Below are 24,478 nucleotides of genomic sequence, written 5' to 3' on the forward strand. Positions count from 1 at the left end.
GTGCTGCCGGAGGAGACCGAGGTCCTGCTCGGCCCGCCGCTGCTCGGCCGCCCCGTGCGGCTCAGCGCGGGGAGAGGTGGCGCAGCAGGGTCTCCCCGAGGTCCCGCATGGCCGCGACCTGCGCGGGGGTCAGCTGGTCGAACAGGTGGGCGCGCACGCTCTCCACGTGCACCGGGGCGGCGGCCTCGAGCGCGGCGAAGCCCTCGTCGGTGAGGACGGCGAGCTGCCCGCGGCCGTCCTCCGGGCAGACCTGCCGCCGGACCCAGCCGCGCTCCTCCAGCCGGGAGACCGCGTGCGAGAGCCGGCTGCGGGAGGACAGGCACCGGTCGGCGAGCTCGCTCATGCGCATCATGCGGCCCGGCGTCTCCGACAGCTGGACCAGGATCTCGTAGTAGGCGTGCGAGATGCCGGTGCCGTGGGAGAGCTCGCGGTCCAGCCGGTCCTGCAGCAGCAGGGTGCTGTAGAGCCACGCGCGCCACGCCTTCTGCTCCTCGGCGTCCAGCCAGCGGGGCTCCCCCGTGGGGGAGCCGGGGGCGTCGGGGCCCGGGGACGCGTGCGAACTCATGCGTTGAGAGTACTGGCGGAATACTCAAGTCTTCAACTACGCTACCGTCTGCGCAGAAGGTCAAGCGCTCAACTACCTGGAGGTCACCGTGACCAGCACCCTCTCCGCCACGCAGATCCCCGGCTACGTCGCCGGCACCTGGGACATCGACGCGAGCCACTCGACGGTCGGCTTCTCGGTGCGCCACATGATGGTCAGCAAGGTCCGCGGCTACTTCCGCGAGTTCGGCGGCGAGATCGTCACCGCCGAGGACCCGGCCCGGAACGGCGTCACCGCCGTCGTCGAGCTGGCCTCGATCGACACCCGGCAGGAGCAGCGCGACGCGCACATCCGCTCGGCCGACTTCTTCGACGTCGAGAACCACCCGCGGATGACCTTCCGGTCCACCGGCGTGCGCGCCGAGGGCGGGGACTGGTTCGTCGACGGCGAGCTGACCCTCAAGGGCCGCACCCGCCCGGTGACCCTCGCCCTCGAGCTCAACGGCTTCGGCGCCGACGCCTACGGCGGCTACCGCGCCGGCTTCTCCGCCCGCACCGAGATCAACCGCAACGACTTCGGGGTCGACATCAAGATGCCGATGGACGGCGGCGGCGTCGTCGTCGGCGACAAGGTCGCCATCGAGCTGGAGATCGAGGCCGTGCTGCGCACCGCCTGAGGCAGGACCGCCCTCCTCCGCTGGGCGGCCGTCCCCGTACGCCACCAGGGCCCCGGGCACCGCGCCCGGGGCCCTGGCGCGCCCGGGGCGGGTGGCGCACGGGGTCCCAGGGGCCCGCCCGGGGACTCCCGGCCCGTCCCGGACGACCACGATGGCGTGGAGAGGTCCCCGCTGCCCTGGCTGGCGACCGCGGCGCGCCTGGTGCTGGGCGGTGTGCTCCCGGTGGCCGGCGCGCTGGAGCTGCCGGACCCGGACACCGCCGTCCGCGCCGTGCACCGCCGAGGGGCTGCGCGCCGCGGTCGAGGCGGCCACCGCCTGAGCCCGCGCGGGGACACTGGCGCCATGACGACCTCGACGCTGACCCGTGCCCGCACCCGGTTCCCCTCCGCCGTCCTCGTCGCCGTCGGCCTGGCCGCCGGGTTCGGGGTCGCGCAGGGCACCGGCGTCCGGGCGCTCGGCGGCGCGGTCTTCGCCCTGGGCGGGCTGGCCGCGGCCTGGCTGTGGGTGCAGCGACGCGGGTGGGCCGTTGCGCTCGGCCTGGGCGCCCTGTACGTCGGCGCCTTCGTGCTCGCCCACGTCCTCGCCCTCGGGATGGGGATGGCGGCCTGGCTGGCGGTGAGTCTGGTCACGATCGCCGCCGCGGGGGTCACCTGGGCCGTCGCGGACCGTCCCCGTCCGGGCGCCGGCGCGTAGGTTGGGAAGGTCGCCGGGCCGGCGGCCGTTACCCCTGGTGTCTGGGCGCCCCGTGGACGAGTCGGGCGCGCCGACCCACCGAGACCTCCTGAGGTGCCCTTCCGCATGCCCACCCGCGACGACCTGCGCAACGTGGCGATCATCGCCCACGTCGACCACGGCAAGACCACGCTGGTCGACGCCCTCCTCCGCCAGGCCGGGGCGCTCGGCCGCGCCAAGGGCGAGGGCACGGACAACGACTCGACGCAGGACCGGGTCATGGACTCGATGGACCTCGAGCGCGAGCGCGGCATCACCATCCTGGCCAAGAACACCGCCATCCGGCTCGCCGACGCCGACGGCAACCCCGTGACGGTCAACATCGTCGACACCCCCGGCCACGCCGACTTCGGCGGCGAGGTCGAGCGCGGGCTGTCGATGGTGGACGGCGTCGTCCTCCTGGTCGACTCCTCCGAGGGCCCGCTGCCGCAGACCCGCTTCGTGCTGCGCAAGGCGCTGGCCAAGCGGCTGCCGGTGATCCTCGTGGTCAACAAGACCGACCGGTCCGACGCCCGCATCGCCGAGGTGGTCGACGAGACCTACGAGCTGTTCATGGAGCTGCTCGAGGACAACGGCATGGACCCCGAGGCCCTCGAGTTCCCGATCGTCTACTCCAACGGCAAGACCGGGCAGGCCTCCCTCACCCGGCCGGCCGACGGCACCAGCCCCGACAGCCCCGACCTCGCCCCGCTGGTCGCGACCCTGCTCGAGACGATCCCGGCGCCGACCTACGACGCCGAGGAGCCCCTGCGCGCGCAGGTCACCAACCTCGACGCCTCCCCGTACCTCGGCCGGCTGGCGCTGCTGCGCATCCACTCGGGGACGATGAAGAGCGGGCAGCAGGTGGCCTGGTGCAAGACCGACGGGTCGGTCTCGCGGGTCAAGATCACCGAGCTGCTGGTCACCGAGGGCCTCACCCGGACCCCGGCCGAGAGCGCCGGCCCCGGCGACCTGGTCGCCATCGCCGGCATCGAGGACATCATGATCGGCGACACCCTCGCCGACCCCAACGACCCGCGGCCGCTGCCGCCGCTCACCGTCGACGAGCCGTCGATCTCCATCACCATCGGCATCAACACCTCGCCGATCTCCGGCCGCGCGGGCAAGAAGCTCACCGCCCGCCTCATCAAGAACCGGCTCGACCAGGAGCTGGTCGGCAACGTCAGCGTGCGGATGCTGCCCACCGAGCGCCCCGACACCTGGGAGATGCAGGGCCGCGGCGAGCTGGCACTGGCGATCCTCGTCGAGCAGCTGCGCCGCGAGGAGTTCGAGCTCACCGTCGGCCGGCCGACCGTCGTCACCAAGGAGATCGACGGGAAGCTGCACGAGCCGGTCGAGCGGGTCACCATCGACACCCCCGGCGAGTACGTCGGCACGCTGACCCAGGCGCTGGCCACCCGCCGCGGCCGCATGGAGAACCTGGTCCACCACGACACCGGCTGGGCGCGGATGGAGTACGTCGTCCCCTCGCGCGGGCTGATCGGCTTCCGGACCGAGTTCCTCACCGAGACCCGCGGGACCGGCGTCCTCAACCACAACCTCGAGGGCTACGAGCCCTGGACCGGTGACATGCGCGCGCGGCCGACCGGCTCGCTCGTGGCCGACCGGCAGGGCGTGGCGACGTCGTACGCGATGTTCTCGCTGCAGGAGCGCGGCTCCCTGATGGTGGCGCCCGGCACCGAGGTGTACGAGGGCATGATCGTCGGTGAGAACTCCCGGCCCGACGACATGGACGTCAACATCACCAAGGAGAAGAAGCTCACCAACATGCGGTCCTCGACCGCGGAGGAGCTCGAGCGCCTGGTGCCGCCGCGGATCCTGAACCTGGAGCAGGCCCTGGAGTTCTGCGCCGAGGACGAGTGCGTCGAGGTCACCCCGGCCGCCGTCCGCGTCCGCAAGGTGGTCCTCGACCAGACGGAGCGGGCCAAGTCCCGCAACCGGAAGCCCAAGGTCTGAGGGAGGGCCTTCTCGCACGCCCGCCGGGAGGCCGGGGAGTCGCCGTCACGACGGCAGCGCGGTCCTCGAGCCGCGCGCTGGCCGGCCGCCGACCGGCCGGGGCGTCGTGACCAGACCGTGACCGGTGGTGATGACGAGCCGGAGGCCGCCGACCCGCCCGTCCCCGGCTCGCCGGGCGCCCCGGTGCCGCCCGCCTACGGTCGGGTCGGGGTCGTCTCCCCGCGGCCCCGGGAGCGGAGAAGGAGAGGGCGGACCTCGATGAGCAGTGCGCAGGTGCCGGGCGGTTTCCGCGGCGGGATCGACGTCCGGGTGAGCGTGCGCAGCGATGCGGGTGCCGGGGAGGCGGCCTTCGACGGGGCCTGGTTCCCCCGCAGCCGCGACCTCGCCGTCGAGGTCCCCGAGCTCGTGGCGGCCCTGGAGCGGCACGGGATCCGGGTGGAGCGGTTCACCCACCCCATCGAGCCGTGGCTGCCCGCGCCGCGCAAGGTGGTCGTCAACGGCCGGGTGGTGCGCACCGGCGGGTTCCGCAGCATGGACCCCAACCTGGTGTGCCTGAGCTGGGCCGGCGGCAACCGGCGCGGCAACCTCCTCGTCGTCCCGCCGGAGACCGACGTCATCACCGGGTCGCGGGCGCTGCGCCTGTGCACCCGCCGCAACCTGCCGCGCTCGCCGCAGCTGGTGCTCGCGGCCGCGCGCACCTCGCCCGTCCCGCACGTCGTCGCGCAGGTGGACTCCCGGGCGGTCTGAAGGAGGACCCCCCTCCTCCCCACCCCTCGCTCCGCTCGGGGCGGTGCCCGGGAGGGGCCGCCGGGGCCGGCCTTGCGCCGTCGGCGAACCGGCTGGACGGCGGGGCGGGTGCTCGGCTGGGGTGCTCCCATGCGACTGCTCGTCCTCGGCGGCACCCACTTCCTCGGCCGGCACGTCGTCGCGGCGGCGCTGGACCGCGGGCACGAGGTGGCGACCTTCACGCGGGGCGTCTCGGGCGCCCCGCCCGCCGGTGCCCGCGCGCTGCACGGCGACCGCGACGACCCGGCGGCGCTGCCGGCGGCGCTCGGGGGCTGGGCGCCCGAGGCCGTCGTCGACACCTCCTGCCAGTCGCGGGCGGCCGCCCGCAACGCCGCCGCGGCGCTGGGCGACGTCCGCGGCTACGCGTTCGTCAGCAGCCTGAACGCCTACGCCGGCTGGCCGCCCGGGCCGATCGGCCCCGAGGACGGCGAGCCGACCTGGGAGAGCGACGCCGAGGAGTACGGCCCGGTCAAGGCCGAGGCGGAACGGGTGCTCGCCGCGGCGCACCCCGGGCGCTTCCTCACCGCCCGCGCCGGGCTGATCGCGGGCCCCTTCGACGACGTGGACCGGCTGGGCTGGTGGCTGCGCCGGATCGCGGCCGGTGGGCCGGTCGTCGTCCCGGACGCGCTGGACCAGCCGATCGCCGCCGTCGACGCGCGCGACCTGGCCGGCTGGCTGGTCGACGCGGCCGCCGCCGGGCGGGCCGGGGCGGTCAACGCGACCGGCCCGGCCGGGATGACCACGCTCGGCGGGCTGCTGGAGCTGTGCCGCGAGGTCACCGGCGGGGACGCCCGGTGGGTGCCGGTGCCCGAGGAGGAGCTGCTCGCCGCCGGGGTCGAGCCGTGGGTGCACCTGCCGCTGTGGCTGCCGCGGGAGACGGCGCGGACGGCGTGGGACGTCGACACCACCCGCGCCCGCGAGCTCGGCCTGCCCAGCCGCCCGCTGCGGGAGACGGTGGCCGACACCTGGGCGTGGCTGCAGACGGTCGACGCCCTGCCCGAGCCGCCGCACGGGCTGCCCCGCCCGGGCCTGCCGCGGGAGCTGGAGGCGGTCCTGCTCGCGGTCCGCTGACGGGGCGCTGCCCTCCGATGATCAGCTGAGCTGGTCATCGCCGGTCCTGGCTCACCACGGCCCCGTCCAGGGCACCGCCCCGAGCGGAGCGAGGGGTGGGGAGGACGGGGTCCTTCTACGGCGACCGTGAGCCAGGACGCGGTCGAGGCCCGTTAGTCGCGGGGGGCGCTGGGCCGGCCGGAGGACACCCGGCCGAGGTCGGCGGCGTCGGCGGCGTCGGCCGGCAGCTCGATCTCGTCGCGCACCCGGGCCCCGTCGTGCACCCGGGCGGCGTCGGCGGCCAGCGCGTCGGCCGACTCCAGCGCACGGTCCTTGCGGTACTCGCGGAAGGAGTGCACCACCGCGGCGACCCAGACCAGCACGAGCAGCGCGTAGACCGGGTAGCGCACCGCGTCCCCGGCGTCCACCCACTCGCTGCGCAGCAGGGTGCGGGTGTTGGTCAGCACGATGACACCGCCGACCAGCGAGCCCAGCATCCGCGGCGGCACGTGCCGCACCAGCCACGCGGCGATCGGCGCGGCGACCAGCCCGCCGGCCAGCAGGCCGAGCACCCACAGGACGTCGATCCCCTGCGAGCCGAGCGCGACCAGGAAGCCCAGGCTGGCCGCGAGGGCCACCAGGAACTCCGAGGTGTCGATCGAGCCGATGACCTTGCGCGGCTCCATCCGGCCGCTGGCCAGCAGGGCCGGGGTGCCGACGGGCCCCCAGCCACCCCCGCCGGTCGCGTCGACGAACCCGGCGACCAGCCCCAGCGGGCCCAGGAAGCGCTTGCGGACCGGCTTGCCGAGGTGCCGGCGGTCCACCCCGCGCAGGGTGAAGCGGACCAGCAGGTAGACCCCGAGGGAGAGCAGGATCAGCGACATGACCGGGGCGGCGACCGCGGTGGACAGGTTCGAGAGCACCGTTGCGCCGAGGAACGCACCGGCCGCGCCGGGGACGCCGACCTTGGCGACCACCCGCCAGTCGACGTTGCCGAACTTCCAGTGCGACAGCCCCGAGGCGAGGGTCGTGCCGATCTCGGCGAGGTGGATGGTGGCCGACGCCGCGGCCGGGTTGGTGCCGAGGGCCAGGAGCAGCGTGGTCGACGTGACGCCGTAGGCCATGCCCAGGCTGCCGTCCACGAGCTGCGCGCCCAGGCCCACGAGGGCGAGCAGGACGAGGGTCTTCACGGTGCGTCTCCGGATCCGGGGAGGGCCGCGGGCGCGCGGCAGGGCGCAGCACGGCGAGGGGTCTGACGGGGGCGCGCGGCGCGCGCGGGAGGTCAGCGGCCCGGACAGCAGGCGGTGCAGACGCGCAGCAGGTCGACGTGGATCCGCCCCACCAGGAGCACCGTCGTCGCCGCCACGGCGGAATGTCTACCAGATCGATCGGGATATGCGCCTCGGGGATCCCGCACAGCGGGACGCCCTCCGGGCGGGGTGGCCGACATCAGGGTGGCCGGTTCACGCCCTCGCCGACCCGGCCTCCTCCTCGCCGAGGGCCGCGACCAGGTCGGCGCGGGCGCGCGCCACCCGGGAGCGGATCGTGCCGACCGGGCACCCGGCCACCTCGGCGGCCTCGGCATAGGGCAGGCCCAGCAGCTGGGTGAGGACGAAGGCCTCCCGGCGGTCGGGGGCGAGCCGGGCGAGCAGGTCGCCGACCGCCGCGCCCTCGGCCACCCCGTCGCCGGCGCCGGCCGGGCCGAGGGCCTCGAGGTCGGCGTCGTCGCGGACCAGGGTCAGCCGCCGCCGGCGGCGCGCGCGGATCGCGTCGGCGCACACCCGACGGGCGATGGCGAGCAGCCAGGTGCGCAGCGAGGACCGCCCCTCGAACCGGTGCAGCGCGGCGAAGGCCCGGGCGTAGGTCTCCTGGGTGAGGTCGTCGGCCGACTGGCGGTCCCCCAGCGCCGCGCACAGCCGCCACACGTCGGACTGGGTGGCGCGCACCAGCGCCGCCGCCGCGAGCGGGTCCCCGCCGGCGGCGTCGGCGGCCAGCCGCTCCAGCTCGTCCATGTTCCGCATCCTCCCCGGGCGGGGGGCGCGCGGACATCCCTGAGAAGGGGGGAACCAGCCGGGCGCCCCCGACGACTACTGCGGTATGCAGTGTCCCGCATGCCGCGAGGCTTTCTCCGCACGGCTCGACGGCGAGCCGCCCGGGGTCGACCCCGCCGAGCTCGACCGCCACCTGGCCGGGTGCGCCGCGTGCGCAGGGTGGGCCGAGCGGACGGAGCTGGTCACCCGGCGGGCGCGGCTGGCCCCGGCGCCACCGGTGCCCGACCTCACCCGGGAGGTGCTCGCCGCGCTGCCGCGGACGCTGCCCGGTGCCCGGGTGGCCGCCCGGTCCCGGCTGGTCACCTCGGCGCTCCGCCTGGCGCTGCTGGCGGTGGGGGTCGCGCAGGCGGCCTGGGCGTGGCCGGCGCTGACCAGCGGGGCAGGTGCCATGAGCGCCCCGGTGCACCTGGCCCACGAGACCGGGGCCTGGAACCTCGGCGTGGCCGCCGCCCTGCTCGCCGTCGCGGCCGCCCCCCGCCTGGCGCCGGGCACCCTGCCCTTCCTCGGCACCTTCACCGCCCTCCTCGCCACGCTGACGGTCGCGGACCTGCGGGCCGGCCACGTGCACGCCGACCGCGCCGTCGCCCACCTGCTGCTGCTGGCCGGGCTCTCCCTGGTGGCGACCATCGCCTGGCGCCGGCGCCGCCGGTCGCGCGCCCTCCCGGCGCTGGCCCGGGACCGGGTGGCCGCATGACACCCCGCACCGCCCCCGCCCGGCCCCGGCCCGCGCTGCTGCTGCTCTTCCTCGCGGGCTGGCTGCTCGCCGGCGTCGCCACCGCCGGGCCGGCCGCGGCGCACGCCGAGCTGGTCGCCACCGACCCGGGGGAGGGGGCCCGCCTGGAGGCCGCCCCCGAGCGCGTCACGCTCACGTTCACCGAGGGCGTGGGGCTCGGTGCCGGCTACGCGCGGGTGCTCGACTCCGCCGGCGACCGGGTGGACACCGGCACCGCCACCGTCGAGGGCGGCACGGTCGTCATCCCCCTGCGCGGCGACCTGGAGGACGACGGCTACCTGGTCACCTACCGGGTGGTGTCGGCCGACTCGCACCCGGTGTCCGGGGCGTGGTCGTTCGCGGTGGGGGACGGCGAGCTCGTCCCGGCCGGCGCCGCCGCGGCCGGCGGGGACACCGACCCCGTCGTGGCGGCGGCCCTGCCCCTGACCCGCTGGCTCGGCTTCGCCGGGCTGGCCCTCGGCCTCGGGATCCCCGTGCTGCTGCTCGCGGGGTGGCCGGCCGGCTGGGCGTCGCCGCGGCTGCGGGCCCTGGCCACCGCCGGGCTGGCGGTCACCGCGGGCTCGGCGCTGCTCGCCCTCCTGCTGCAGGGGCCCTACGCGGCCGGCAGCGGTCCGGGCTCCGTTCTCGACCCCGCGCTGCTGCGGGCCACGCTCGCTTCGCAGACCGGGAGCGCCCTGCTGGTCCGAGCGGTGCTGGCCGCCGCGGTGCTCGTCGTGCTGCGACCGGCCTGGCAGGCCGGCCGTTCGCCGGAACGGCCGCAGGTGGTCGTCGCCGGCGTGCTCGCCGGCGCGCTGGTCCTGGCCACCGCCGCCGTCGGGCACCCGGTCGCCGGGCCCTGGCCCGTGCTCGCGGTCGCCGCCGCGGCCGTGCACGTCGCGGCCATGGCGGTGTGGCTGGGCGGCCTGGCCGCGCTGGTGGCCGGCGTCCTGCGCGCCGGTGCGCCGGCCGCCGACCTCGCCGCCGCGCTGCCCCCGTTCTCCCGGCTGGCATCGGCCTCGGTGACGGCGCTGGTGGTGACCGGCGTGGTCCAGGCGGTCCGCGAGGTCGGCTCCCCGGCGGCGCTGGTGTCGACCACCTACGGCTGGCTGCTGCTGGCCAAGGTGGCGCTGGTCCTGCTCCTGCTGGCCGCCGCGGGGGTGTCCCGGGTGTGGGTCCAGCAGCACCTGGGCGTCGCCCGGCCCCGCCCCGCCGGCCGCCGCCGGGTCCCCGCGCAGGCCGTCGCCGCCACCGCGGGCGCCGACCCGGCGGTGACCTCCGCCGCGGAGGCCCGCGCCGGGCAGCTGGCCGAGGCCGCCGTCGCCGAGCGCCCGGCGCTGCGCCGCTCGGTGCTGGTGGAGCTCGGCGTCGCGGTCGTCGTGCTCGCCGTCACCTCAGTGCTGGTCGGCACACCGCCGGCCCGGTCCGCGGTGGCGCAGCCGGTCGACGTCACCCTGCCCGTGAAGACCTCCGCCGGCGCCGCCGGCAGCCTGCAGGTCTCGGTGGACCCCGCCGCGGTGGGCCCCAACACGCTGCACCTCTACCTCTTCGACGAGGCCGGCCGGCTGACCCAGCCGGCCGGCATCCGGGTCACCCTCGCCGAGCCCGCCCAGGAGATCGGCCCGCTGGAGGTCGACCTCGCCCCGGCCGGGCCCGGCCACTACGTCGGCGACGGGATGACCGTCCCGGGCGCCGGCACCTGGACCCTCGCGGTCACCGTGCGGTTCGACGAGTTCACCGCCGGCACCGCGACCACCACGCTCCCGGTCCGCTGACCGGGCCCCGCACGACGAACAGGAGAACCGTGTCCTCGTCCCGAACCCGACCGCTCGCCCGGCTGGGCGTCGTCCTGCTCGCGGTGCTCACCGCGCTGCTGGCCGGCGCCGGCGCCGCCGCCGCGCACGTCACCGTGTCCTCGGCCGACGCCGCCCCGGGCGGGTACGGGAAGCTGACCTTCCGGGTGCCCAACGAGAGCGACACCGCCGGCACCGTGGCGCTGCGCATCTCGATCCCCGAGGAGTCGGCCATGGCCTCGCTGCGGGTGCAGCCGGTGCCCGGCTGGACCGCCACGCTCACCACCTCCGAGCCGGCCGAGCCGCTGGAGAGCCACGGCCGGGAGATCACCTCCTACGTGTCCGTGGTCGAGTTCCGCGCCGAGGACGGCGCCGGCATCCAGCCCGGCCAGTTCCAGGAGTTCGCCCTCTCCGGCGGCCCGCTGCCCGATGCGACCTCGCTCACCTTCCCGGCCGTGCAGGTCTACAGCGACGGCACCGAGGCGGCCTGGATCGAGCCCACCGTCGACGGGCAGGCCGAGCCGGACCGGCCGGCGCCCGTGCTGGCCCTGACCGGGGGCACCGGCGGGCACGGGGGGGACGCCGCCGCGGCCGGCGACGGTGCCGCCGAGCCGGCCGTGCAGGAGGCCGCGTCGGCGTCCGACGACGGCGGCACCGGGACCGTGGCCCTAGTGCTCGCCGTCGTCGCGCTGCTGCTCGGCGCCGCCGGTGCGTTCCTGGGCTGGCGCGCCGGGCGTCGTACCGTGTCCTCGTGAGCTCGCACCGCCGCAGCCGGACCGCCGCCCTGGCCCTCGCGGCCGGCCTCGCCGTGGCCGGCTGCGGCGGTGCCGCCGCCGACGAGGGGACCGCCGCCGGCCACGACCACTCGGGTGGTGCCGCGGTCGTCGAGGGCCCCGAGGACCGCTTCGCCGGCATCGACCTGCCCGACCCCTACCAGCGGCCCTCCTTCACGCTGACCGACGGCGCGGGGCAGCCCTACGACTTCCGGGCCGCCACCGCCGGCCGGCCGACGCTGCTGTTCTTCGGCTACACGAACTGCCCCGACATCTGCCCCACGACGATGGCCGACGTCGCGGTCGCGCTGCGCGGCGTGGACCCCGCGCTGGCCGAGCAGGTGCAGGTGGTGTTCGTCACCACCGACCCGGCCACCGACACCCCCGAGGTGCTCGGCGGGTACCTGGACCGCTTCGACGCCGACCTGCCGGTGCCCTTCACCGGCCTCACCGGCGACCAGCGGGCGATCGACCAGGCCCAGCTGGCCGCGGGCGTGCCGCTGGCCGAGGACCAGGGCCGGCTGCACTCCTCGCTGCTGCTGCTGTACGGCGCCGACGACCAGGCGCACGTGGCCTTCGACGCCGGCAACACCAGCCGCGACATCGCCGCCGACCTGACCCAGGTGGCGGGCGGGTGATCCGCGCGGCGGCCCGCCTGCTGGTCGTCGTCCTCGCCGCGGGAGCCGCCCTGCTCCTCGCCGGGCCGGCCACCGCGCACGTGGGCGGGGGAGCCGCGGGCAGCGACTTCGACGCGCGGGTGCTGTCGGTCGAGCCGGCCGTGCCCGGGGTGTCGGTGCGGGTGCTCTCCTCCGGCGACGAGTTGGAGGTGGTCAACCGCACCGCCGCCGAGGTCGAGGTGCCCGGCTACTCCGACGAGCCCTACCTGCGCATCGGCCCGGACGGCGTCTGGCGCAACGCCAACAGCCCGGCCACCTACATCAACCTCGATCGGTTCGGCCGCACGGCGCTGCCGCCCTCCGCCGACCCGGACGCCGCGCCGGACTGGCAGCAGGTCTCCACGCAGCCGGCCTACGTGTGGCACGACCACCGCACCCACTGGATGAGCGAGGGGGTGCTGCCCCCGGCGGTCGCCGCCGACCCCACCCGGCAGCACCTGGTCGTCGAGTGGCTGGTGCCGATGAGCCACGGCGGCACGCCGCTGGCCGTGCGCGGGGAGCTCACCTGGAGCCCGCCGCCCCCGGCCTGGTTGGTGTGGCCGGCGTACGCGCTGCTCGCCCTGGCCGGGACGGCCGCCGGGCTGGTCGCCCGCACGCCCCGGCCGCTGGGCGCCCTCCTGCTGCTCGGGGGCGTCGCAGCCCTCTACCACGCGCTGGCCACCCCGGAGCCGCCGGCGAGCGTCGCCTCGCACGCCGGGGCGATCGCGTCGGCGTTGCTGCCGGCGCTCACCGCCCTGGCCGTGGCCGGCCTGGGGCTGTGGGCGGCGCGCCGAGGTCGCGGGTCGCTGGTGGGCCTGCTCGCCGTCGTCCTCGGGTGGCTGCTGCTCGTGCAGGGGCTGCCGGACGTCGACGTCCTGTGGACCGCGCACGTGCTCGCCGCCGGGCCGGCGCTGCCGGCCCGGGCGGCCGTCGCCGTGCTGGTCGCCCTCGGGGCCGGGCTGGTGCTCGGTGGCCTCGCGGCGGGGCGGCGGTTCCGGGAGACCGGCCGGCGGACCGAGCCGGCCGGCGACCCGCAGCCCGTGGGCTGAGCGGGCGGCCGGCGGCGGTGGGTCAGGCGGTGACGGTCGCGGCCGCGTCCCCGGCCATGTCCCCCGTCAGGGCCTGCAGCCGCGCGCGGGCCGCGAGCAGCTCGTTGGCCCGCACCAGGTCGGTCTCGAAGTCGACCTCGACGGCGGGGAACCGGGAGATGTCCAGCGGCCGGAAACGCAGGCCCTCGGTGGCGATCGCGGTCTCCATGCCGCGCTCGAAGTAGTCCTGGGCGCCGCAGGCGGCCAGGTGCTCGACGAGCACCGGCTTGTCGGCGGCGGAGACGTAGTTGATGCCGACCGCCTCGCCGAGCCCGCCCGCCACGGTCTTGGACAGCCCGGCGATGAAGCCCTCCGCGTCGAGGGTGTACTTGACCTCCTCGTCGGCGACGGTGGAGGTGTCCACGCAGACGAAGCTCTCGTCGGCGCGCAGGGCCGGCAGCGCCTGGTCGAGCGCGCCCGCCTCGAAGACGACGTCACCGTTGAACCACAGCACGCCGCCGTCGCGGGAGCTGCGCAGCCCGCGCAGCAGGCTCTGCGAGGTGTTGGTGACGGCGAACTGCGGGTTGTAGGCGAAGCGGACCTGCGGCACCGCCCGCATCACCCGCTCGGCCTCGAACCCGACCACGACGGTCACGTCGACGCCGGGGCCGAGCACCGCGTCGAGCACGTCGAGCTGGCGCTGCAGGATGCTCCGCCCGTCGTGCAGCGGGGTCAGCGGCTTGGGGTGGGGCCGGCCCAGCCGGGTGCCCATGCCGGCCGCGAGGATCACCACCTGCACCGGTGGGTGCAGCAGCCGGGGCGCCGCGGGGCGGGCCAGATCTCGCGGAGCGCTCGTCGAGGCTCGGTCGTGGGTCCGCACGGTCATCCCCTTCCTGGTGGAGTCGTCGGCCGGGTGCCGAACAGGAGGTCGAGCACGCGGTCGGTCGCGTGCCCGTCCTCGAGGGAGCAGAAAGTGTCGCGGAAGCGCGCGTATGCGCCGGCCCAACGCGCGGAGTGCTCGGTCACGGTTCGGATCGCCCCGACCAGCTCCGCGCTGGTGCGCAGCAGCGGGCCCGGGGCGATCTCCTCGAGGTCGTCGTAGAACCCGCGCAGCGAGTCCCGGTAGCGCTCGAGGTCGTAGGGGAACAGCAGGATCGGCCTGCCGGTCACCGCGAAGTCGAACATCGCCGAGGAGTAGTCGGTGACGAGCACGTCGGCGGCCAGGTAGAGCCCCGCGGTGTCGGTGTCGTCGGTGACGTCCACGACGGGCAGGCCGGGCGGGACGGCCAGCCGGCCGGAGACGATGTTGTGCAACCGCACCAGCAGCACGTGGTCGCCGCCGAGCCGGCCGGCGAAGTCGGCGAGGTCGACGGGCAGCTCGAAGTCCGGCGCGTCCCCGGCCCGGTCGAGCACCAGGTCGTCGCGCCAGGTCGGGGCGTAGAGGACGGCGGTGACGCCGTCGGGGATGCCGAGCCGGGCCCGGACGCGTGCCCGGACGGCGTCGCGGTCCGGCGCGCTGAGGGCGTCGTTGCGCGGGTAGCCGGTCTCGGCGACCTCTCCGGTGTAGCCGAAGGCGCCGCGCAACCGGGCGGTCGAGACGGGGTTGGGCGACAGCAGCAGGTCCCAGCGGGCGACGTCCCGGTCCGCGGCGTCCAGCCAGCCGGGCCGGGCCGGCTGCACGTCGTGGTGGATGCGCTTGAGCGGGGTGCCGTGCCAGGTCTGCAGGTAGAAGGTGCCCGGCTGCTTGTCCCACTCCATGGAGAGGCAGTCGTTGGCGACCACGACGTCGGCGGACTCCAGGGCGGCCCGGGCCTCGGGGGTGCGGTACAGGACCGGGGTGACCCCGGCGGGCACCGTGCCGACGGTCTCGGGGAGGCACAGCCACGTGTGGCGGGCGGGCACGCCACGGCTCGGCCACCCCTCGTGGAGGGCGCGCGGGTTGTCGCCGTAGAGACCGCGGAAGCAGGACCAGACGACGTGGTGGGGCGGCTCGCGGCGGACCCGCGCCCCGGTGGGACCCGGTGCGGTCGGCATGCGGCACCACCCTCGGCGTCGTCGGTGCGGTCGGTCCCCCTCACGCGCTGGTCGACCCGCCCGGGCCGGCGTCGTCGGGACCGGGGTCGTCGGGTGGTGCGGGTGTCGGTGTCATGACTACACGGCGGAGGCCGGGGCCGTCGACCCGGGGGACGCGGATCACAGCGGCCGACGCCGTGGGGCGGGTGTGGCCGGTGGGGCGGCCGGGGTGCCGGGTCGGCGCGTCCCGATCCGACACGCCGGACTGCCGGTCACAGGTCGGTCACGCAGTGTTTGGATCGGCCACCGGACCGGGCGCGAACGGACGTCCTCCCACGAGACGGGGCAGGTGCATGGCTGGACGGCGTCGCGCGACCACCCGGGTGACCGGTGTGCCGCTCGCCCGCCGGGTGCCCTTCCTGCTCGCCGCGCTCGTCGCCGGCGGGCTCGTCGCCGGGGTGACCGGGGGGGCCGGGGCCTCCGAGGCGGCCGCGGGGCCGACCTCGGTCCTCGCCGCGCAGCAGGAGCTGCTCACCGGCGACGACGAGCTGCCGCTGCTGCCGCAGGCGGCCATCACCGTGGCCGAGGCCCAGGCCCGCCTGGCCGAGGTCGCCGCCTCCCGGGCGGCCCGAGCGGAGGCCGAGGCGGCGGCCGCCGAGGCCGCCCGCGAGGCAGCCCGGCCCAAGGCCGTGCTCCCCGTCGACGGGGCCCGGCTGACCAGCGGCTTCGGGGCCCGGTGGGGGACCTTCCACCACGGCATCGACCTCGCCGCCCCGATGCGCACCCCCGAGTACGCGGCGGTCGACGGGGTCGTGCTGCGGGCCGGGGCGGCCAGCGGGTTCGGCCTGGCCGTCTACCTGCTCCACGACGACGGCGACGTCACCGTCTACGGCCACATGGACGAGATCCTCGTCGAGCCGGGGCAGTACGTGCAGGCGGGGGAGACGATCGCCCTGCTGGGCAACCGCGGGCAGTCCACCGGCCCGCACCTGCACTTCGAGGTGCACGAGGGCGGCGTCGGTGGCGAGCGGGTCGACCCGATCCCGTGGCTGGAGGCGCGCGGCGTCGAGGTGTGAGCCCGCCACGGCCGGTCCCCGCCCCCGGTCGGCCGCCCGCCGTGGTGGGATGCCGCCGTGGGGCCGGCCACCGAGGACGCCAACCGCCGGCTGCTGCGCGCCCGGGACGCGATGGACCGGCGCTTCGCCGAGCCGCTCGACGTCCCGGCCCTGGCCCGGATCGCGCTGGTCTCCGAGGCGCACTTCATCCGCAGCTTCCGGGCCGTCTTCGGCGAGACGCCGCACCGCTACCTGCAGCGGCGGCGGGTGGAGCGCGCGATGTTCCTGCTCCGGACGACCGACCGCTCGGTGACCGACATCTGCATGGACGTCGGCTTCACCAGCCTGGGCACGTTCAGCCGGGTCTTCCGCGACATCGTCGGGGAGCCACCGTCGGCCTACCGCCGCCGCGGGCCGATCGGCCCCGTCCCCTCCTGCTTCGCGCGGGCCTGGCTGCGACCGAGCAGTTTCGGAGAAGCGCCGCCGCCATGACCGTCCCTAGCGTGCTGCCCATGATGAAGCGACTGAACATCTCCGGCATCTACGTCCTCGACCAGGACCGGGCGCTCGACTTCTACGTCGGCAAGCTCGGCCTCGAGGTGGACACCGACGTCGACCTGGGGTTCATGCGGTGGCTGACCGTCCGCGTCCCCGGCGACCCCGACCACAAGATCCTGCTCGAGCAGCCGAGCCCGCCGGCGATGAGCGAGGAGACCGCCGTGCAGGTCCGCGACCTGGTCACGAAGGGGGCGGCGGGCGGCCACCTCTTCTTCGCCGTCGACGACGCCCACGCGGTGCACGCCGAGCTCCGGGCGCGCGGGGTCGAGCTCACCGAGGAGCCGACCGAGCAGTCCTACGGGATCGACTTCGGCCTGCGGGACCCGTTCGGCAACCACGTCCGCATCGCGCAGCTCAAGGAGGGCTGACCCGCCGGACCCCCCGCCCCGGGGGGCGCGCACGGCCCTGTACAGTTGCTGGCGGCTCGGGGTTCGCACCGGGCCGGCGAGCACGGGGCTGTGGCGCAGCTGGTAGCGCACCACACTGGCAGTGTGGGGGTCAGGGGTTCGAGTCCCCTCAGCTCCACCCCGACGACCAAGGCCGTTCTCCCTCCGGGAGAGCGGCCTTGGTCGTGTCCGGTGGCCACCGGAGCTGATGGGGTGCCGGACCACTCCCACAGCGCCGTGCCCATGCGGTCCGCGGCGTCGCGACCGCGGGCCGGCATGACGTGGCCGTAGGTGTCCGTCGTCGTGCGCATCCGTGCGTGGCCGAGCACCTCCATGACGACCCGGGGTGGGCGCCCTCCACGAGCAGCAGCGTCGCTGCTGCCGCTCGCGGCCTACGGGGCGCTGACCCGGACGGACACCACGTCGGCGGTGTCGTCCGCCGCCCCTGTCCGCGAGAAGAACGCGAGGAAGTCCCGCCCGATGTTGTCCAGCCCCTGGTAGTCACCCAGGAACAAACCCCGGGCGACGGGTGCGTTCTGCATGTCGAACGGCTCGGCGAGCCGCTGCTCGGTCCAGGTCGCCCCTGCGTCGTGGGAGTGCGCCAGCAGCACCGTGGTCGGCAGGGGGGGTGCCGGGGTGTTCTCCCGGAAGTCGTAGTAGAGGACACCGACGGTGCCGTCCGACGACACGTCCACCGTCGCGTTGAAGGCGGCCACGGGCGTCGGGGTCTGGTTGACCTTCACCGGTGTCGACCAGTTCGTCCCGTCGTCCGAGCTGGAGAGCACCACGTCGGTGGTCCCGCCGCCGGAGAAGCGGGCGTCGGCCCATACCACGTACACCCGGCCGGTGGCCGGGTCGACGGCGATGTCGGGGAGGTTCGTCCCGGCCCGCACCGGATCAGCGCTGTCGGGGTCGCACACCTGTTCGCCGTCGCAGGAGACGGCCGGCACGTAGTCGGAGATCGGGATCGGACGCGACCAGCTCTCCCCGGCGTCCGTGCTCACCACCACACCGATGAACAGCGAGTTCGGGGTCGGCAGCAACCCCGCGCGCCTGTAGCCGAAGAAGACGTCCACGAGCGTGCCGTTCGGGAGCACGGCGATCTGGTTGCCGACGGTGCCGAGGAGTCCCCCGGTCATCGCGGTCGGCGTCGACCACGTCTGGCCGCCGTCGGTGGTCCGGGAGAACAGCGGCACGCCATGGCGGAGCACCGAGGGAAGGTCGAAAGGCCGGCCGGGGAGGCCGAGGGGGGACGTGACCCGGTCCCACACCGCGTAGACGTGGCCGGGTCGCGTCGGGTCACCGGTGATCGACTCCTTGTCGTTGAACCTGTCCAGGGTGTCGTCACGGACGAGCGTGACCGGCGGACCCCACGTCGCACCCTGGTCGGTCGACTTGGACACCAGGATGGCCGACGTCGCCTGGTCCGCGGAGATCGACAGCGAGATCTGGTAGGCGTCGCCGGCGGCGTCGAAGGTGACCCACGGGTCCGTCGCGCGGTCGTACACCGGATCTCCTCCGGAGCACTCGCTGAAGGCCGCGTAGCTCTCCGTCCACGTCCGGCCGCCGTCCGCGGAACGGGAGGCCACCAACCCGCGAGCCGCGCCGTCGGACCAGCGGTCCTGCTGGTACACGCCGATGACGTTGCTGGGGTCGGTCGGATCCACCGCCACGAACGGCTCGACCTCGGTGTCCGTGTACACGGTGCCGGGATCCTCCCCGGGGGCCGCCCCGACCGGGCAGCCGGCGAACGGGCTCGGTCCCGAGACCGGGATCGCCGGACCGGCGACGAGCGGATGGGCTCCGGCCGGAAAGGTGGTCCCGACCACCAGGACCGGCGCTCCGAGGGTGACGACGAGGACACGAGATGCACGCACGACGACCACCTCGGGACGGCGGGATCACAGAGCTGCAGAGCCGGTCAGAGGCTTCTGCTCGTTGACATGTCGGGTCCGTCGGCCGACAGCGGGGCCCGGTGGGCGGAGGCGATGGTAGTGCTCCCGGCTGGGCTGCAACAGGCATCGGCGTGCGGTAGGACCAGTGCAACGCGGACGCCGGTGCGGCGTGCCCGGGGTGGCACGTGGCGTTCACCGAGGTGGCCGGTCGTTCACCGTCCGGGGCGGGTCACGTCGCGGACGAGGTCGTGGGTGATGCCGAGCCCGGGAAAGGCGGCCAGCGTGGCCAGGGGGAAGTTGCCGATCACCCGGAGCAGTGCGACGTCGCCCAGGATCCCCTTCGGCCGCCCGTCCCCGTCGGTCCCGACGGCGGCGCGGAGGGCAGCCTCACCGTCGGGGTCGGTCAGCCACTCCTGCAGCGTCGCCGAACCGTCCAGGCGGGGCCGCGGTGGGGTGGCGTCGACGTGCACGCCGGACGTGAGCCGGATGTCCCGGGACGACGCGCCGACCGCGATGCGGTACGTGCCGGGGTCGACGACCCACCGGCGGTGCGCGGTCGACCAGTACGCGAGGTCGCGGGCGCCGAGGGTGAACTCGACGGCGGTGCCGTCCCCGGGCGCGAGGTCCACCGTGGTGAACCCGCGGAGCTCCCGCGGCGGACGGGCGACACGGCCGGGCGGCGCGCCGACGTAGAGCTGCACGACCTCCCGGCCGGCGACCGCGCCGGTGTTGGTCACCGTCAGCCGCGCGGTGAGGACCAGGTCGTCGCCGTCGACGCTGCCGGCCGTGTCGATGGCGAGGTCGGTGTAGTCGAAGCCGGTGTAGGACAGGCCGTGGCCGAACGGGTAGGCGACGGGCCGGTCGGCCGCGTCGAAGGCGCGGTAGCCGACGAACACCCCCTCGCCGTAGCGGACGTGCCCCTCCTCTCCGGGGAAGTTGAGGTAGGAGGGGGTGTCCTGCAGCCGCAGCGGGATGGTCTCGGTCAGCCGCCCGGAGGGGTTGACCACGCCGGTGAGCACATCCGCGACGGCACCGCCGGCGGCCTGCCCGCCGAGCCAGCACTCGAGGACGGCAGCTGCGCGCTCGTGCCAGGGCGTGAGGAGCACCGCCGAGCCGTTGGCGAGCACGACGACGACCGGTGCCGGCCCGTCGAGCAGCCGGTCCAGCAGCGTCGTCTGCGCCGCCGGCAGGTCCATGTGGGTGCGGTCGAAGCCCTCCGACTCGTCCTCCGGCGGCAGGCCGAGGAACGCGACGACGACGTCGGCGTCGCGCGCGGCGGTGACCGCCTCGTCGGAGAGGGCGCCATCGCGGCCGGGGTCGGTGAGGTCGAAGCCCGGCACGAAGGTCAGGTCGGGCTGGGTGCGGCGCAGCTCGTCGAGCGCGGTGTCGACGCGGGTGGGGTTGACCTCGGAGCTGCCGGCGCCCTGGAAGCGGGGGGTGCGGGCGAACTCGCCGACGACGCAGACGCGGGCGGCGGTCAGCGGCAGCACGTCGCCGTCGTTCTTCAGCAGCACGATCCCGCGGGCCGCGGCGCGCCGGGCCAGCGCGTGATGGGCGTCGACGTCGATCTCGGCGGGCCGGCGGGCCCGGGCGCGCTCGACCAGCCGCAGCACCCGGCCGGCGGCGGTGTCGAGCACCGCCTCCTCGAGCGCACCGGAGGCGACGGCGTCGACGACCGCGACGTCGCTGACCCCGAGGTTCGGCGGCATCTCCAGGTCCAGGCCGGCGGCGAGGGCGGCGACCCGGTCGACGACGGCACCCCAGTCGGAGACGACCAGGCCGTCGAAGCCCCACTCGTCGCGCAGCACCTCGGTGAGCAGCCACCGGTTCTGCGAAGCGTGCACGCCGTTGACCCGGTTGTAGGCGCACATCACCGTCCACGGGCCGGCGGCCGTCACGACGTGCTCGAACGCGGGCAGGTAGATCTCCCGAAGGGTGCGCTCGTCGACGTCGGCGCTCACCCGCAGCCGGTCGGTCTCCTGGTTGTTCGCCGCGAAGTGCTTCACCGACGCGCCGACGCCCTGGGACTGGATGCCGCTCACCAGCGCTGCGCCGAGCCGGCCGGAGAGGTGCGGGTCCTCGCTGAAGTACTCGAAGTTGCGGCCGCACAGCGGGGACCGCTTGATGTTCACGCCGGGCCCGAGGACGACGGCGACGCCCTGCGCCCGCGCCTCGAGTCCGATCGCCGCCCCGACGTCGCCGATCAGGCCGACGTCCCAGGTCGCAGCGAGGGCCGACGCGGTGGGGAAGCAGGTGGCGGGCAGGCTGCCGGAGATGCCGACGTGGTCGCCCTGGGCCGGCTGCACGCGCAACCCGTGCGGGCCGTCGGACAGCGTGATCGCCTCGATGCCGGCACGCTCGACGGCGGCGGTGTGCCAGAAGTCCGACCCCAGGCACAGGGCCGCTCTCTCCGCGACGGTCAGGGACGCGACGGTGTCCGCGCCGGGTCCTGCGCGTGCGCTCATGGGTCCACCTTCGCCCTCCGCCCCTTCCTCCGCGCCTCGACCGCCTCCGGGAGGAGCCGTTCGAACCGGGCCCGCAGCCAGGGCAGCTCGGCCGGCATCGCCTCACCGTGGGACGGTGCGCCAGTGGTCGAGGACGGCGTCGACGGCCGCACGGACCCGCGCGCGGGCTTCGTCGCGCGGCAGGCCGGCCATGAGCAGCGCGTCGTAGTCGGTGTCGCGGTGGCGGACGGAGGCAACGACCGCCAGTTCGACCGCGTGCTCGTCGAGACGCCGGCCCGCGGCGGTGCGGCCGATGCGACCGCTACCCCGCGCCGCGGTGTGCTCGGCGATCGCGGCGGCGCGCTCCGCCGGGCACCCGGGGAACAGGCGCCTGACCTCCGCGGCCATCTGCTCGGCGAGCCGGCTGTCGGCAGCACGCCGCCGTTCCGCGTCGCGGTCGCGGCGGCGACCCCGTGCCTCCTCGTCGGCCAGGCAGGACGCCTCGGCCTCCACCAGCGCCCGTTCCTCGACGAGGACGCCCTGCCGCTCGTAGCGCTGCCGGGACCGGCTGAAGCGCACCACCACCGCCGACAGGCGGCTGGCCCTCCTCGCCCTCCGGGTCAGGGCGGCATCGCCGGCGGGCAGGAAGGTCAGGTGGTCGAGGTCGGCGCAGACCAGGCACAGCGGCGCGTCGTCCTCCATCAGCAGCAGGTGCCCGGTGCCGCCGCACGCCGCGCACGTCCAGTCCCTGAGCGGTGAGACGACGACGAGGTCCGGCGCTCGGTTGCCCCGCTCGCGGAGGCGGGCGCGCTCGGCCCCGGACGCGGTCGGGGCGATCCAGTGCGTGCGGTACTCCCGCTCGACGGCGGCGGCGCCGCCGGCGGAGAACTGCAGGCCCCGGCGGTCGCGCGTCCCGGCGAGGTGGTCCGTCTCGGTCGGCTGCAGCCCCTCCTCGCGGGCCCAGCGCTGCAACGCCCGCATCGCCGTCGAGACCTTGCCCGGACCGGCCTCCACGACCTGCTCGAGATCCCGCACGCGCCCCTGCCGCCAATGATCACGGTGCACCGGCTGCAGCCAGCCCATGCGCACCAGCACGTCGACGGGTGCCACGTACCCGTGCTCCTGCAGCGCGGCCTCGGCCGCTCGGGCGACCCGTTCCTCGATCGACGACCCGCGTCCCACGACGGCGTTCCTACCGCGGCACCGTCGGCTCGGGGACCGGCGCGGCGTCCCCGGCTGTCGAGGTCTGCCCCGCGCCTCCGTGGCCTCGTCCGGGCCACCGGCGCCGGCGACGTCCCCGCGGGAACGCCTGCGGTCCGACCCACCGCTCCCCGCACCCACTGTGCGCCGGACGTGCTCCGGAAGGGATCCCGTGCGTCCGCCGGCGTTCCCGCGGGAACGCCGGTGTCCGGGAGGAGTGGGCGCATCCGAGCCGCCCTGCCTGCGACCCGGGGCTCTCGCCCGCGGTCCCGCGCTCGCACCGATGCTGCTGACCTGCGGTTCTGTCGGTAGCGGGTCCTACGGTGCGAACATGGGTTCGAGTGGCGACGAGGGCGGTGCGCGGTCGGTGGAGGAGCTGGCGCGGGAGATCTGCGCCGGTGCGGTGCGGCTGGCCGCGGCCGGGGCGGCCTGGCTGGCGCTGGTCGCGGAGTTCGACGCGCGCGAGGGCTGGGGCGGGTACGGGGTGCGCTCCTGCGCGCACTGGCTGTCCTGGCAGTGCGGCCTGTCCCCCGGCGCCGCCCGCGAGCACGTCCGCGTCGCCCGGGCGCTGCGCAGCCTGCCGGTCACGGCGGCCGCGTACGCCGCCGGGCGGCTGTCCTACGCCAAGGTGCGCGCGCTGACCCGGGTGGCCGAGCCGCACACCGAGACCGCGCTGCTGGAGTTCGCCCGGGCCGCCACCGCCGCGCAGACCGAGCGCGTCGTCCGGCAGTGGCGCCGCGCCGACCGCACCGCCGACGAGCAGGCCGACCCGGCCCCGCCTCCGGCCGAGCCGCGCTTCGACGTCGACTGGGCGGAGGACGGGAGCCTGCAGCTGCGGGTCCGGCTCCCGGCCGAGGAAGGCGCCCGCCTGCTGGCTGCCGTCGACTCACTCGCCGAGCGCACCGCCCGCCGCGAGCGGGCGGCGGCGACGAAGGCCGCGACAGCCGCGGCGCAGGGCACCGCGGCGACGCATCCTGAGAGCGCCCCGGGTGCGGGTGCGTGCGCCGGTGACCTGCGAGCGCACCGCTCGGTGACGACTGCTCGTCGCTGTGCGGCTCTCCTGTCCCTGGCCGAGGCCGCCGCCGACACCGGCCGGCGGGCCGGTGACCCGCCGCGCCGGGAGGTGGTCGTGCACGTCGACGCCGCCGTGCTGGCCGACGACGCGGCGGCCGGCCGCGCGCACCTCGAGGGCGGGCCGGCCCTCTCGCCGGCCCAGGTGCGCCGCCTGACCTGCCAGGCCACCGTCGTGGGCATGGTGCACGACGGTCCCGAGGTGCTCGCCTGCGGCAGGCGCCGCCGGCTGGCCACCCGCGCCCAGCGCCGGGCGCTGCTGCGCCGCGACGGCGGGTGCGCCCGTCCCGGCTGCGAGGAGACCCGGATCGAGCGGCTGCACGCCCACCACCTGCGGCACTGGCTGTTCGGTGGGCGCACCGACCTGACCAACCTGGTGCTGCTCTGCGATGTCGACCACGGTCTGGCCCACGACCTGGACCTGGTCATGGTCCGCCGCGGCGGCCGGCTGATCGCCACGACCCCCGACGGCCGGCGCGTCTGGGGCCGGGCCGACGCCGCGTTCACCACCGGCCTCCCCGATCCCGCCGACCCGCACCCCGCCGACCCGGGTGCCGGGCCGGATCCGGACGAGGTCTTCGCGGGTGTCCACCCCGTCGACCGGCAGGTCGGTCGCCGTCCGGCGGCCCCCGCCAGCGCGGAACCGGCGACCGCGCCCGGCCGCTCCCGCACGGCAGCACGGTCCGCCGCGCGGAAGCCCTCCGCTCGGCGGGACGGGGGTCGCGCGCGACCGGCCGCGCCCGCCCCGGCCCGTGGGCCCGGCCGCCGCAGCCGTACCGGCCGCGTCCGGCGCGCGGCCGCCCCGCTGCCCGTGCCACGCACGGTCGCGGAGACTCTGGGCTCGGCGACAGCGGACCTCCCCGCCGCCTTCGCCCCCACCGGCGAGCGCATGGACCTCGGCTACGTCGTCAGCGTCCTCATGGGGTACCGCGACCACCTCTTCCGTCTGGCCGCCGATGGCGGCCCGGTCACGGACGCGGGGTGAGCTCCCGGCGCCGGCGTTCCCGCGGGAACGCCGCGGTGCGCCGGCCTCGGCCGGGCCCCCTGAAGCGGCACCCGACGCGCCGACGACGGGCGTGGCCGTCCACCCGGTCGTGCCGCG

The 24,478-nt window shown here is 76.1% G+C and carries 22 protein-coding genes and 1 tRNA gene; 15 read left to right on the top strand and 8 right to left on the bottom strand.

The window, feature by feature from the left end; genetic code table 11:
- Positions 1-61 precede the first annotated feature (61 nt).
- Positions 62-565 carry a MarR family winged helix-turn-helix transcriptional regulator gene (locus tag D0Z06_RS13765; protein ID WP_117378014.1) on the bottom strand — a complete coding sequence of 168 codons (504 nt, stop codon included), beginning with the start codon at positions 563-565 and terminating at the stop codon, positions 62-64.
- A gap of 88 nt (positions 566-653) precedes the next feature.
- Here D0Z06_RS13765 and D0Z06_RS13770 point away from each other — a divergent pair, with 88 nt between their 5' ends.
- The 5 genes from D0Z06_RS13770 (at position 654) to D0Z06_RS13790 (ending at position 5,765) form a co-directional block, all read left to right on the top strand.
- Entirely contained in the window at positions 654-1,220 is a 567-nt protein-coding gene (locus D0Z06_RS13770; RefSeq protein ID WP_117378015.1) for a YceI family protein, read from the top strand.
- 342 nt (positions 1,221-1,562) lie between these two features.
- On the top strand, positions 1,563-1,913 hold the full coding sequence (locus tag D0Z06_RS13775; protein WP_117378082.1) for a hypothetical protein: 351 nt from the start codon (positions 1,563-1,565) through the stop codon (positions 1,911-1,913).
- Positions 1,914-2,018: 105 nt separating this feature from the next.
- Positions 2,019-3,908, top strand: a complete 1,890-nt coding sequence (typA, locus tag D0Z06_RS13780) for a translational GTPase TypA (RefSeq protein ID WP_117378016.1) — start codon at positions 2,019-2,021, stop codon at positions 3,906-3,908.
- A 258-nt stretch (positions 3,909-4,166) separates the two neighbouring features.
- Complete coding sequence (locus tag D0Z06_RS13785) at positions 4,167-4,655, top strand: DUF5994 family protein (RefSeq protein WP_117378017.1); 489 nt, start codon at positions 4,167-4,169, stop codon at positions 4,653-4,655.
- A gap of 129 nt (positions 4,656-4,784) precedes the next feature.
- Positions 4,785-5,765 carry an NAD-dependent epimerase/dehydratase family protein gene (locus D0Z06_RS13790; protein WP_117378018.1) on the top strand — a complete coding sequence of 327 codons (981 nt, stop codon included), beginning with the start codon at positions 4,785-4,787 and terminating at the stop codon, positions 5,763-5,765.
- A gap of 152 nt (positions 5,766-5,917) precedes the next feature.
- Here D0Z06_RS13790 and D0Z06_RS13795 read toward each other — a convergent pair whose 3' ends face one another.
- Both D0Z06_RS13795 and D0Z06_RS13800 read right to left on the bottom strand, forming a co-directional pair.
- Positions 5,918-6,934, bottom strand: coding sequence for a sulfite exporter TauE/SafE family protein (locus D0Z06_RS13795; RefSeq protein ID WP_117378019.1), 1,017 nt, complete (start codon positions 6,932-6,934; stop codon positions 5,918-5,920).
- A gap of 273 nt (positions 6,935-7,207) precedes the next feature.
- Positions 7,208-7,756 carry a sigma-70 family RNA polymerase sigma factor gene (locus tag D0Z06_RS13800; RefSeq protein WP_117378020.1) on the bottom strand — a complete coding sequence of 183 codons (549 nt, stop codon included), beginning with the start codon at positions 7,754-7,756 and terminating at the stop codon, positions 7,208-7,210.
- A gap of 85 nt (positions 7,757-7,841) precedes the next feature.
- On the opposite strand from D0Z06_RS13800, the gene D0Z06_RS13805 reads away from it, so the two are divergent.
- The 5 genes from D0Z06_RS13805 to D0Z06_RS13825 are packed head-to-tail and all read left to right on the top strand — an operon-like array spanning position 7,842 to position 12,775.
- Complete coding sequence (locus D0Z06_RS13805) at positions 7,842-8,489, top strand: zf-HC2 domain-containing protein (protein WP_117378021.1); 648 nt, start codon at positions 7,842-7,844, stop codon at positions 8,487-8,489.
- Positions 8,486-10,279, top strand: coding sequence for a copper resistance CopC/CopD family protein (locus tag D0Z06_RS13810; protein ID WP_117378022.1), 1,794 nt, complete (start codon positions 8,486-8,488; stop codon positions 10,277-10,279). The genes D0Z06_RS13805 and D0Z06_RS13810 overlap by 4 nt, the downstream gene beginning before the upstream one ends.
- Before the next feature lie 29 nt (positions 10,280-10,308).
- Positions 10,309-11,052 carry a YcnI family protein gene (locus tag D0Z06_RS13815; RefSeq protein WP_117378023.1) on the top strand — a complete coding sequence of 248 codons (744 nt, stop codon included), beginning with the start codon at positions 10,309-10,311 and terminating at the stop codon, positions 11,050-11,052.
- On the top strand, positions 11,049-11,708 hold the full coding sequence (locus D0Z06_RS13820) for an SCO family protein (protein WP_117378024.1): 660 nt from the start codon (positions 11,049-11,051) through the stop codon (positions 11,706-11,708). Before D0Z06_RS13815 ends, D0Z06_RS13820 begins: the two co-directional genes overlap by 4 nt.
- Positions 11,705-12,775, top strand: a complete 1,071-nt coding sequence (locus tag D0Z06_RS13825) for a hypothetical protein (protein ID WP_117378025.1) — start codon at positions 11,705-11,707, stop codon at positions 12,773-12,775. Before D0Z06_RS13820 ends, D0Z06_RS13825 begins: the two co-directional genes overlap by 4 nt.
- 22 nt (positions 12,776-12,797) lie before the next feature.
- On the opposite strand, the gene D0Z06_RS13830 is transcribed toward D0Z06_RS13825, so the two are convergent.
- Both D0Z06_RS13830 and D0Z06_RS13835 read right to left on the bottom strand, forming a co-directional pair.
- On the bottom strand, positions 12,798-13,640 hold the full coding sequence (locus tag D0Z06_RS13830) for a phosphocholine cytidylyltransferase family protein (RefSeq protein ID WP_117378026.1): 843 nt from the start codon (positions 13,638-13,640) through the stop codon (positions 12,798-12,800).
- Positions 13,637-14,788, bottom strand: coding sequence for a CDP-glycerol glycerophosphotransferase family protein (locus D0Z06_RS13835; protein ID WP_117378027.1), 1,152 nt, complete (start codon positions 14,786-14,788; stop codon positions 13,637-13,639). Before D0Z06_RS13835 ends, D0Z06_RS13830 begins: the two co-directional genes overlap by 4 nt.
- A gap of 332 nt (positions 14,789-15,120) precedes the next feature.
- Here D0Z06_RS13835 and D0Z06_RS13840 point away from each other — a divergent pair, with 332 nt between their 5' ends.
- From D0Z06_RS13840 to D0Z06_RS13855, 4 genes are all read left to right on the top strand, one after another.
- Positions 15,121-15,843, top strand: a complete 723-nt coding sequence (locus tag D0Z06_RS13840; RefSeq protein ID WP_117378028.1) for a M23 family metallopeptidase — start codon at positions 15,121-15,123, stop codon at positions 15,841-15,843.
- A gap of 57 nt (positions 15,844-15,900) precedes the next feature.
- Complete coding sequence (locus tag D0Z06_RS13845; protein ID WP_117378029.1) at positions 15,901-16,314, top strand: helix-turn-helix domain-containing protein; 414 nt, start codon at positions 15,901-15,903, stop codon at positions 16,312-16,314.
- 20 nt (positions 16,315-16,334) lie between these two features.
- Entirely contained in the window at positions 16,335-16,748 is a 414-nt protein-coding gene (locus tag D0Z06_RS13850; RefSeq protein WP_199522313.1) for a VOC family protein, read from the top strand.
- Between the two features lie 84 nt (positions 16,749-16,832).
- A tRNA-Ala gene (locus D0Z06_RS13855) sits at positions 16,833-16,905 on the top strand.
- Positions 16,906-17,158: 253 nt separating this feature from the next.
- On the opposite strand, the gene D0Z06_RS13860 is transcribed toward D0Z06_RS13855, so the two are convergent.
- From D0Z06_RS13860 to D0Z06_RS13870, 3 genes are all read right to left on the bottom strand, one after another.
- Positions 17,159-18,469: a sialidase family protein gene (locus D0Z06_RS13860; RefSeq protein WP_147332050.1), complete on the bottom strand. Its 1,311-nt coding sequence runs from the start codon at positions 18,467-18,469 to the stop codon at positions 17,159-17,161.
- A 404-nt stretch (positions 18,470-18,873) separates the two neighbouring features.
- Positions 18,874-21,126, bottom strand: coding sequence for a glycoside hydrolase family 3 C-terminal domain-containing protein (locus D0Z06_RS13865; RefSeq protein WP_117378031.1), 2,253 nt, complete (start codon positions 21,124-21,126; stop codon positions 18,874-18,876).
- 102 nt (positions 21,127-21,228) lie between these two features.
- Positions 21,229-22,287: a DUF2293 domain-containing protein gene (locus D0Z06_RS13870; RefSeq protein WP_199522314.1), complete on the bottom strand. Its 1,059-nt coding sequence runs from the start codon at positions 22,285-22,287 to the stop codon at positions 21,229-21,231.
- 349 nt (positions 22,288-22,636) lie between these two features.
- On the opposite strand from D0Z06_RS13870, the gene D0Z06_RS13875 reads away from it, so the two are divergent.
- Complete coding sequence (locus D0Z06_RS13875) at positions 22,637-24,361, top strand: HNH endonuclease signature motif containing protein (RefSeq protein WP_117378032.1); 1,725 nt, start codon at positions 22,637-22,639, stop codon at positions 24,359-24,361.
- Positions 24,362-24,478 lie beyond the last annotated feature (117 nt).

The sequence above is a fragment of the Geodermatophilus marinus genome (genome assembly GCF_003428645.1).
Classification (GTDB): domain Bacteria; phylum Actinomycetota; class Actinomycetes; order Mycobacteriales; family Geodermatophilaceae; genus Geodermatophilus.

What these genes read in the sequence shown, in the direction of transcription:
- D0Z06_RS13850 (WP_199522313.1), top strand. Translation starts at nt 16,335, where the DNA reads ATGATGAAGCGACTGAACATCTCCGGCATCTACGTCCTCGACCAGGAC.
- D0Z06_RS13805 (WP_117378021.1), top strand. Translation starts at nt 7,842, where the DNA reads ATGCAGTGTCCCGCATGCCGCGAGGCTTTCTCCGCACGGCTCGACGGC.
- D0Z06_RS13800 (WP_117378020.1), bottom strand. Translation starts at nt 7,756, where the DNA reads ATGGACGAGCTGGAGCGGCTGGCCGCCGACGCCGCCGGCGGGGACCCG.
- typA (WP_117378016.1), top strand. Translation starts at nt 2,019, where the DNA reads ATGCCCACCCGCGACGACCTGCGCAACGTGGCGATCATCGCCCACGTC.
- D0Z06_RS13790 (WP_117378018.1), top strand. Translation starts at nt 4,785, where the DNA reads ATGCGACTGCTCGTCCTCGGCGGCACCCACTTCCTCGGCCGGCACGTC.
- D0Z06_RS13785 (WP_117378017.1), top strand. Translation starts at nt 4,167, where the DNA reads ATGAGCAGTGCGCAGGTGCCGGGCGGTTTCCGCGGCGGGATCGACGTC.
- D0Z06_RS13775 (WP_117378082.1), top strand. Translation starts at nt 1,563, where the DNA reads ATGACGACCTCGACGCTGACCCGTGCCCGCACCCGGTTCCCCTCCGCC.
- D0Z06_RS13865 (WP_117378031.1), bottom strand. Translation starts at nt 21,126, where the DNA reads ATGAGCGCACGCGCAGGACCCGGCGCGGACACCGTCGCGTCCCTGACC.
- D0Z06_RS13765 (WP_117378014.1), bottom strand. Translation starts at nt 565, where the DNA reads ATGAGTTCGCACGCGTCCCCGGGCCCCGACGCCCCCGGCTCCCCCACG.
- D0Z06_RS13810 (WP_117378022.1), top strand. Translation starts at nt 8,486, where the DNA reads ATGACACCCCGCACCGCCCCCGCCCGGCCCCGGCCCGCGCTGCTGCTG.
- D0Z06_RS13835 (WP_117378027.1), bottom strand. Translation starts at nt 14,788, where the DNA reads ATGCCGACCGCACCGGGTCCCACCGGGGCGCGGGTCCGCCGCGAGCCG.
- D0Z06_RS13830 (WP_117378026.1), bottom strand. Translation starts at nt 13,640, where the DNA reads ATGACCGTGCGGACCCACGACCGAGCCTCGACGAGCGCTCCGCGAGAT.
- D0Z06_RS13875 (WP_117378032.1), top strand. Translation starts at nt 22,637, where the DNA reads ATGGGTTCGAGTGGCGACGAGGGCGGTGCGCGGTCGGTGGAGGAGCTG.
- D0Z06_RS13840 (WP_117378028.1), top strand. Translation starts at nt 15,121, where the DNA reads ATGGCTGGACGGCGTCGCGCGACCACCCGGGTGACCGGTGTGCCGCTC.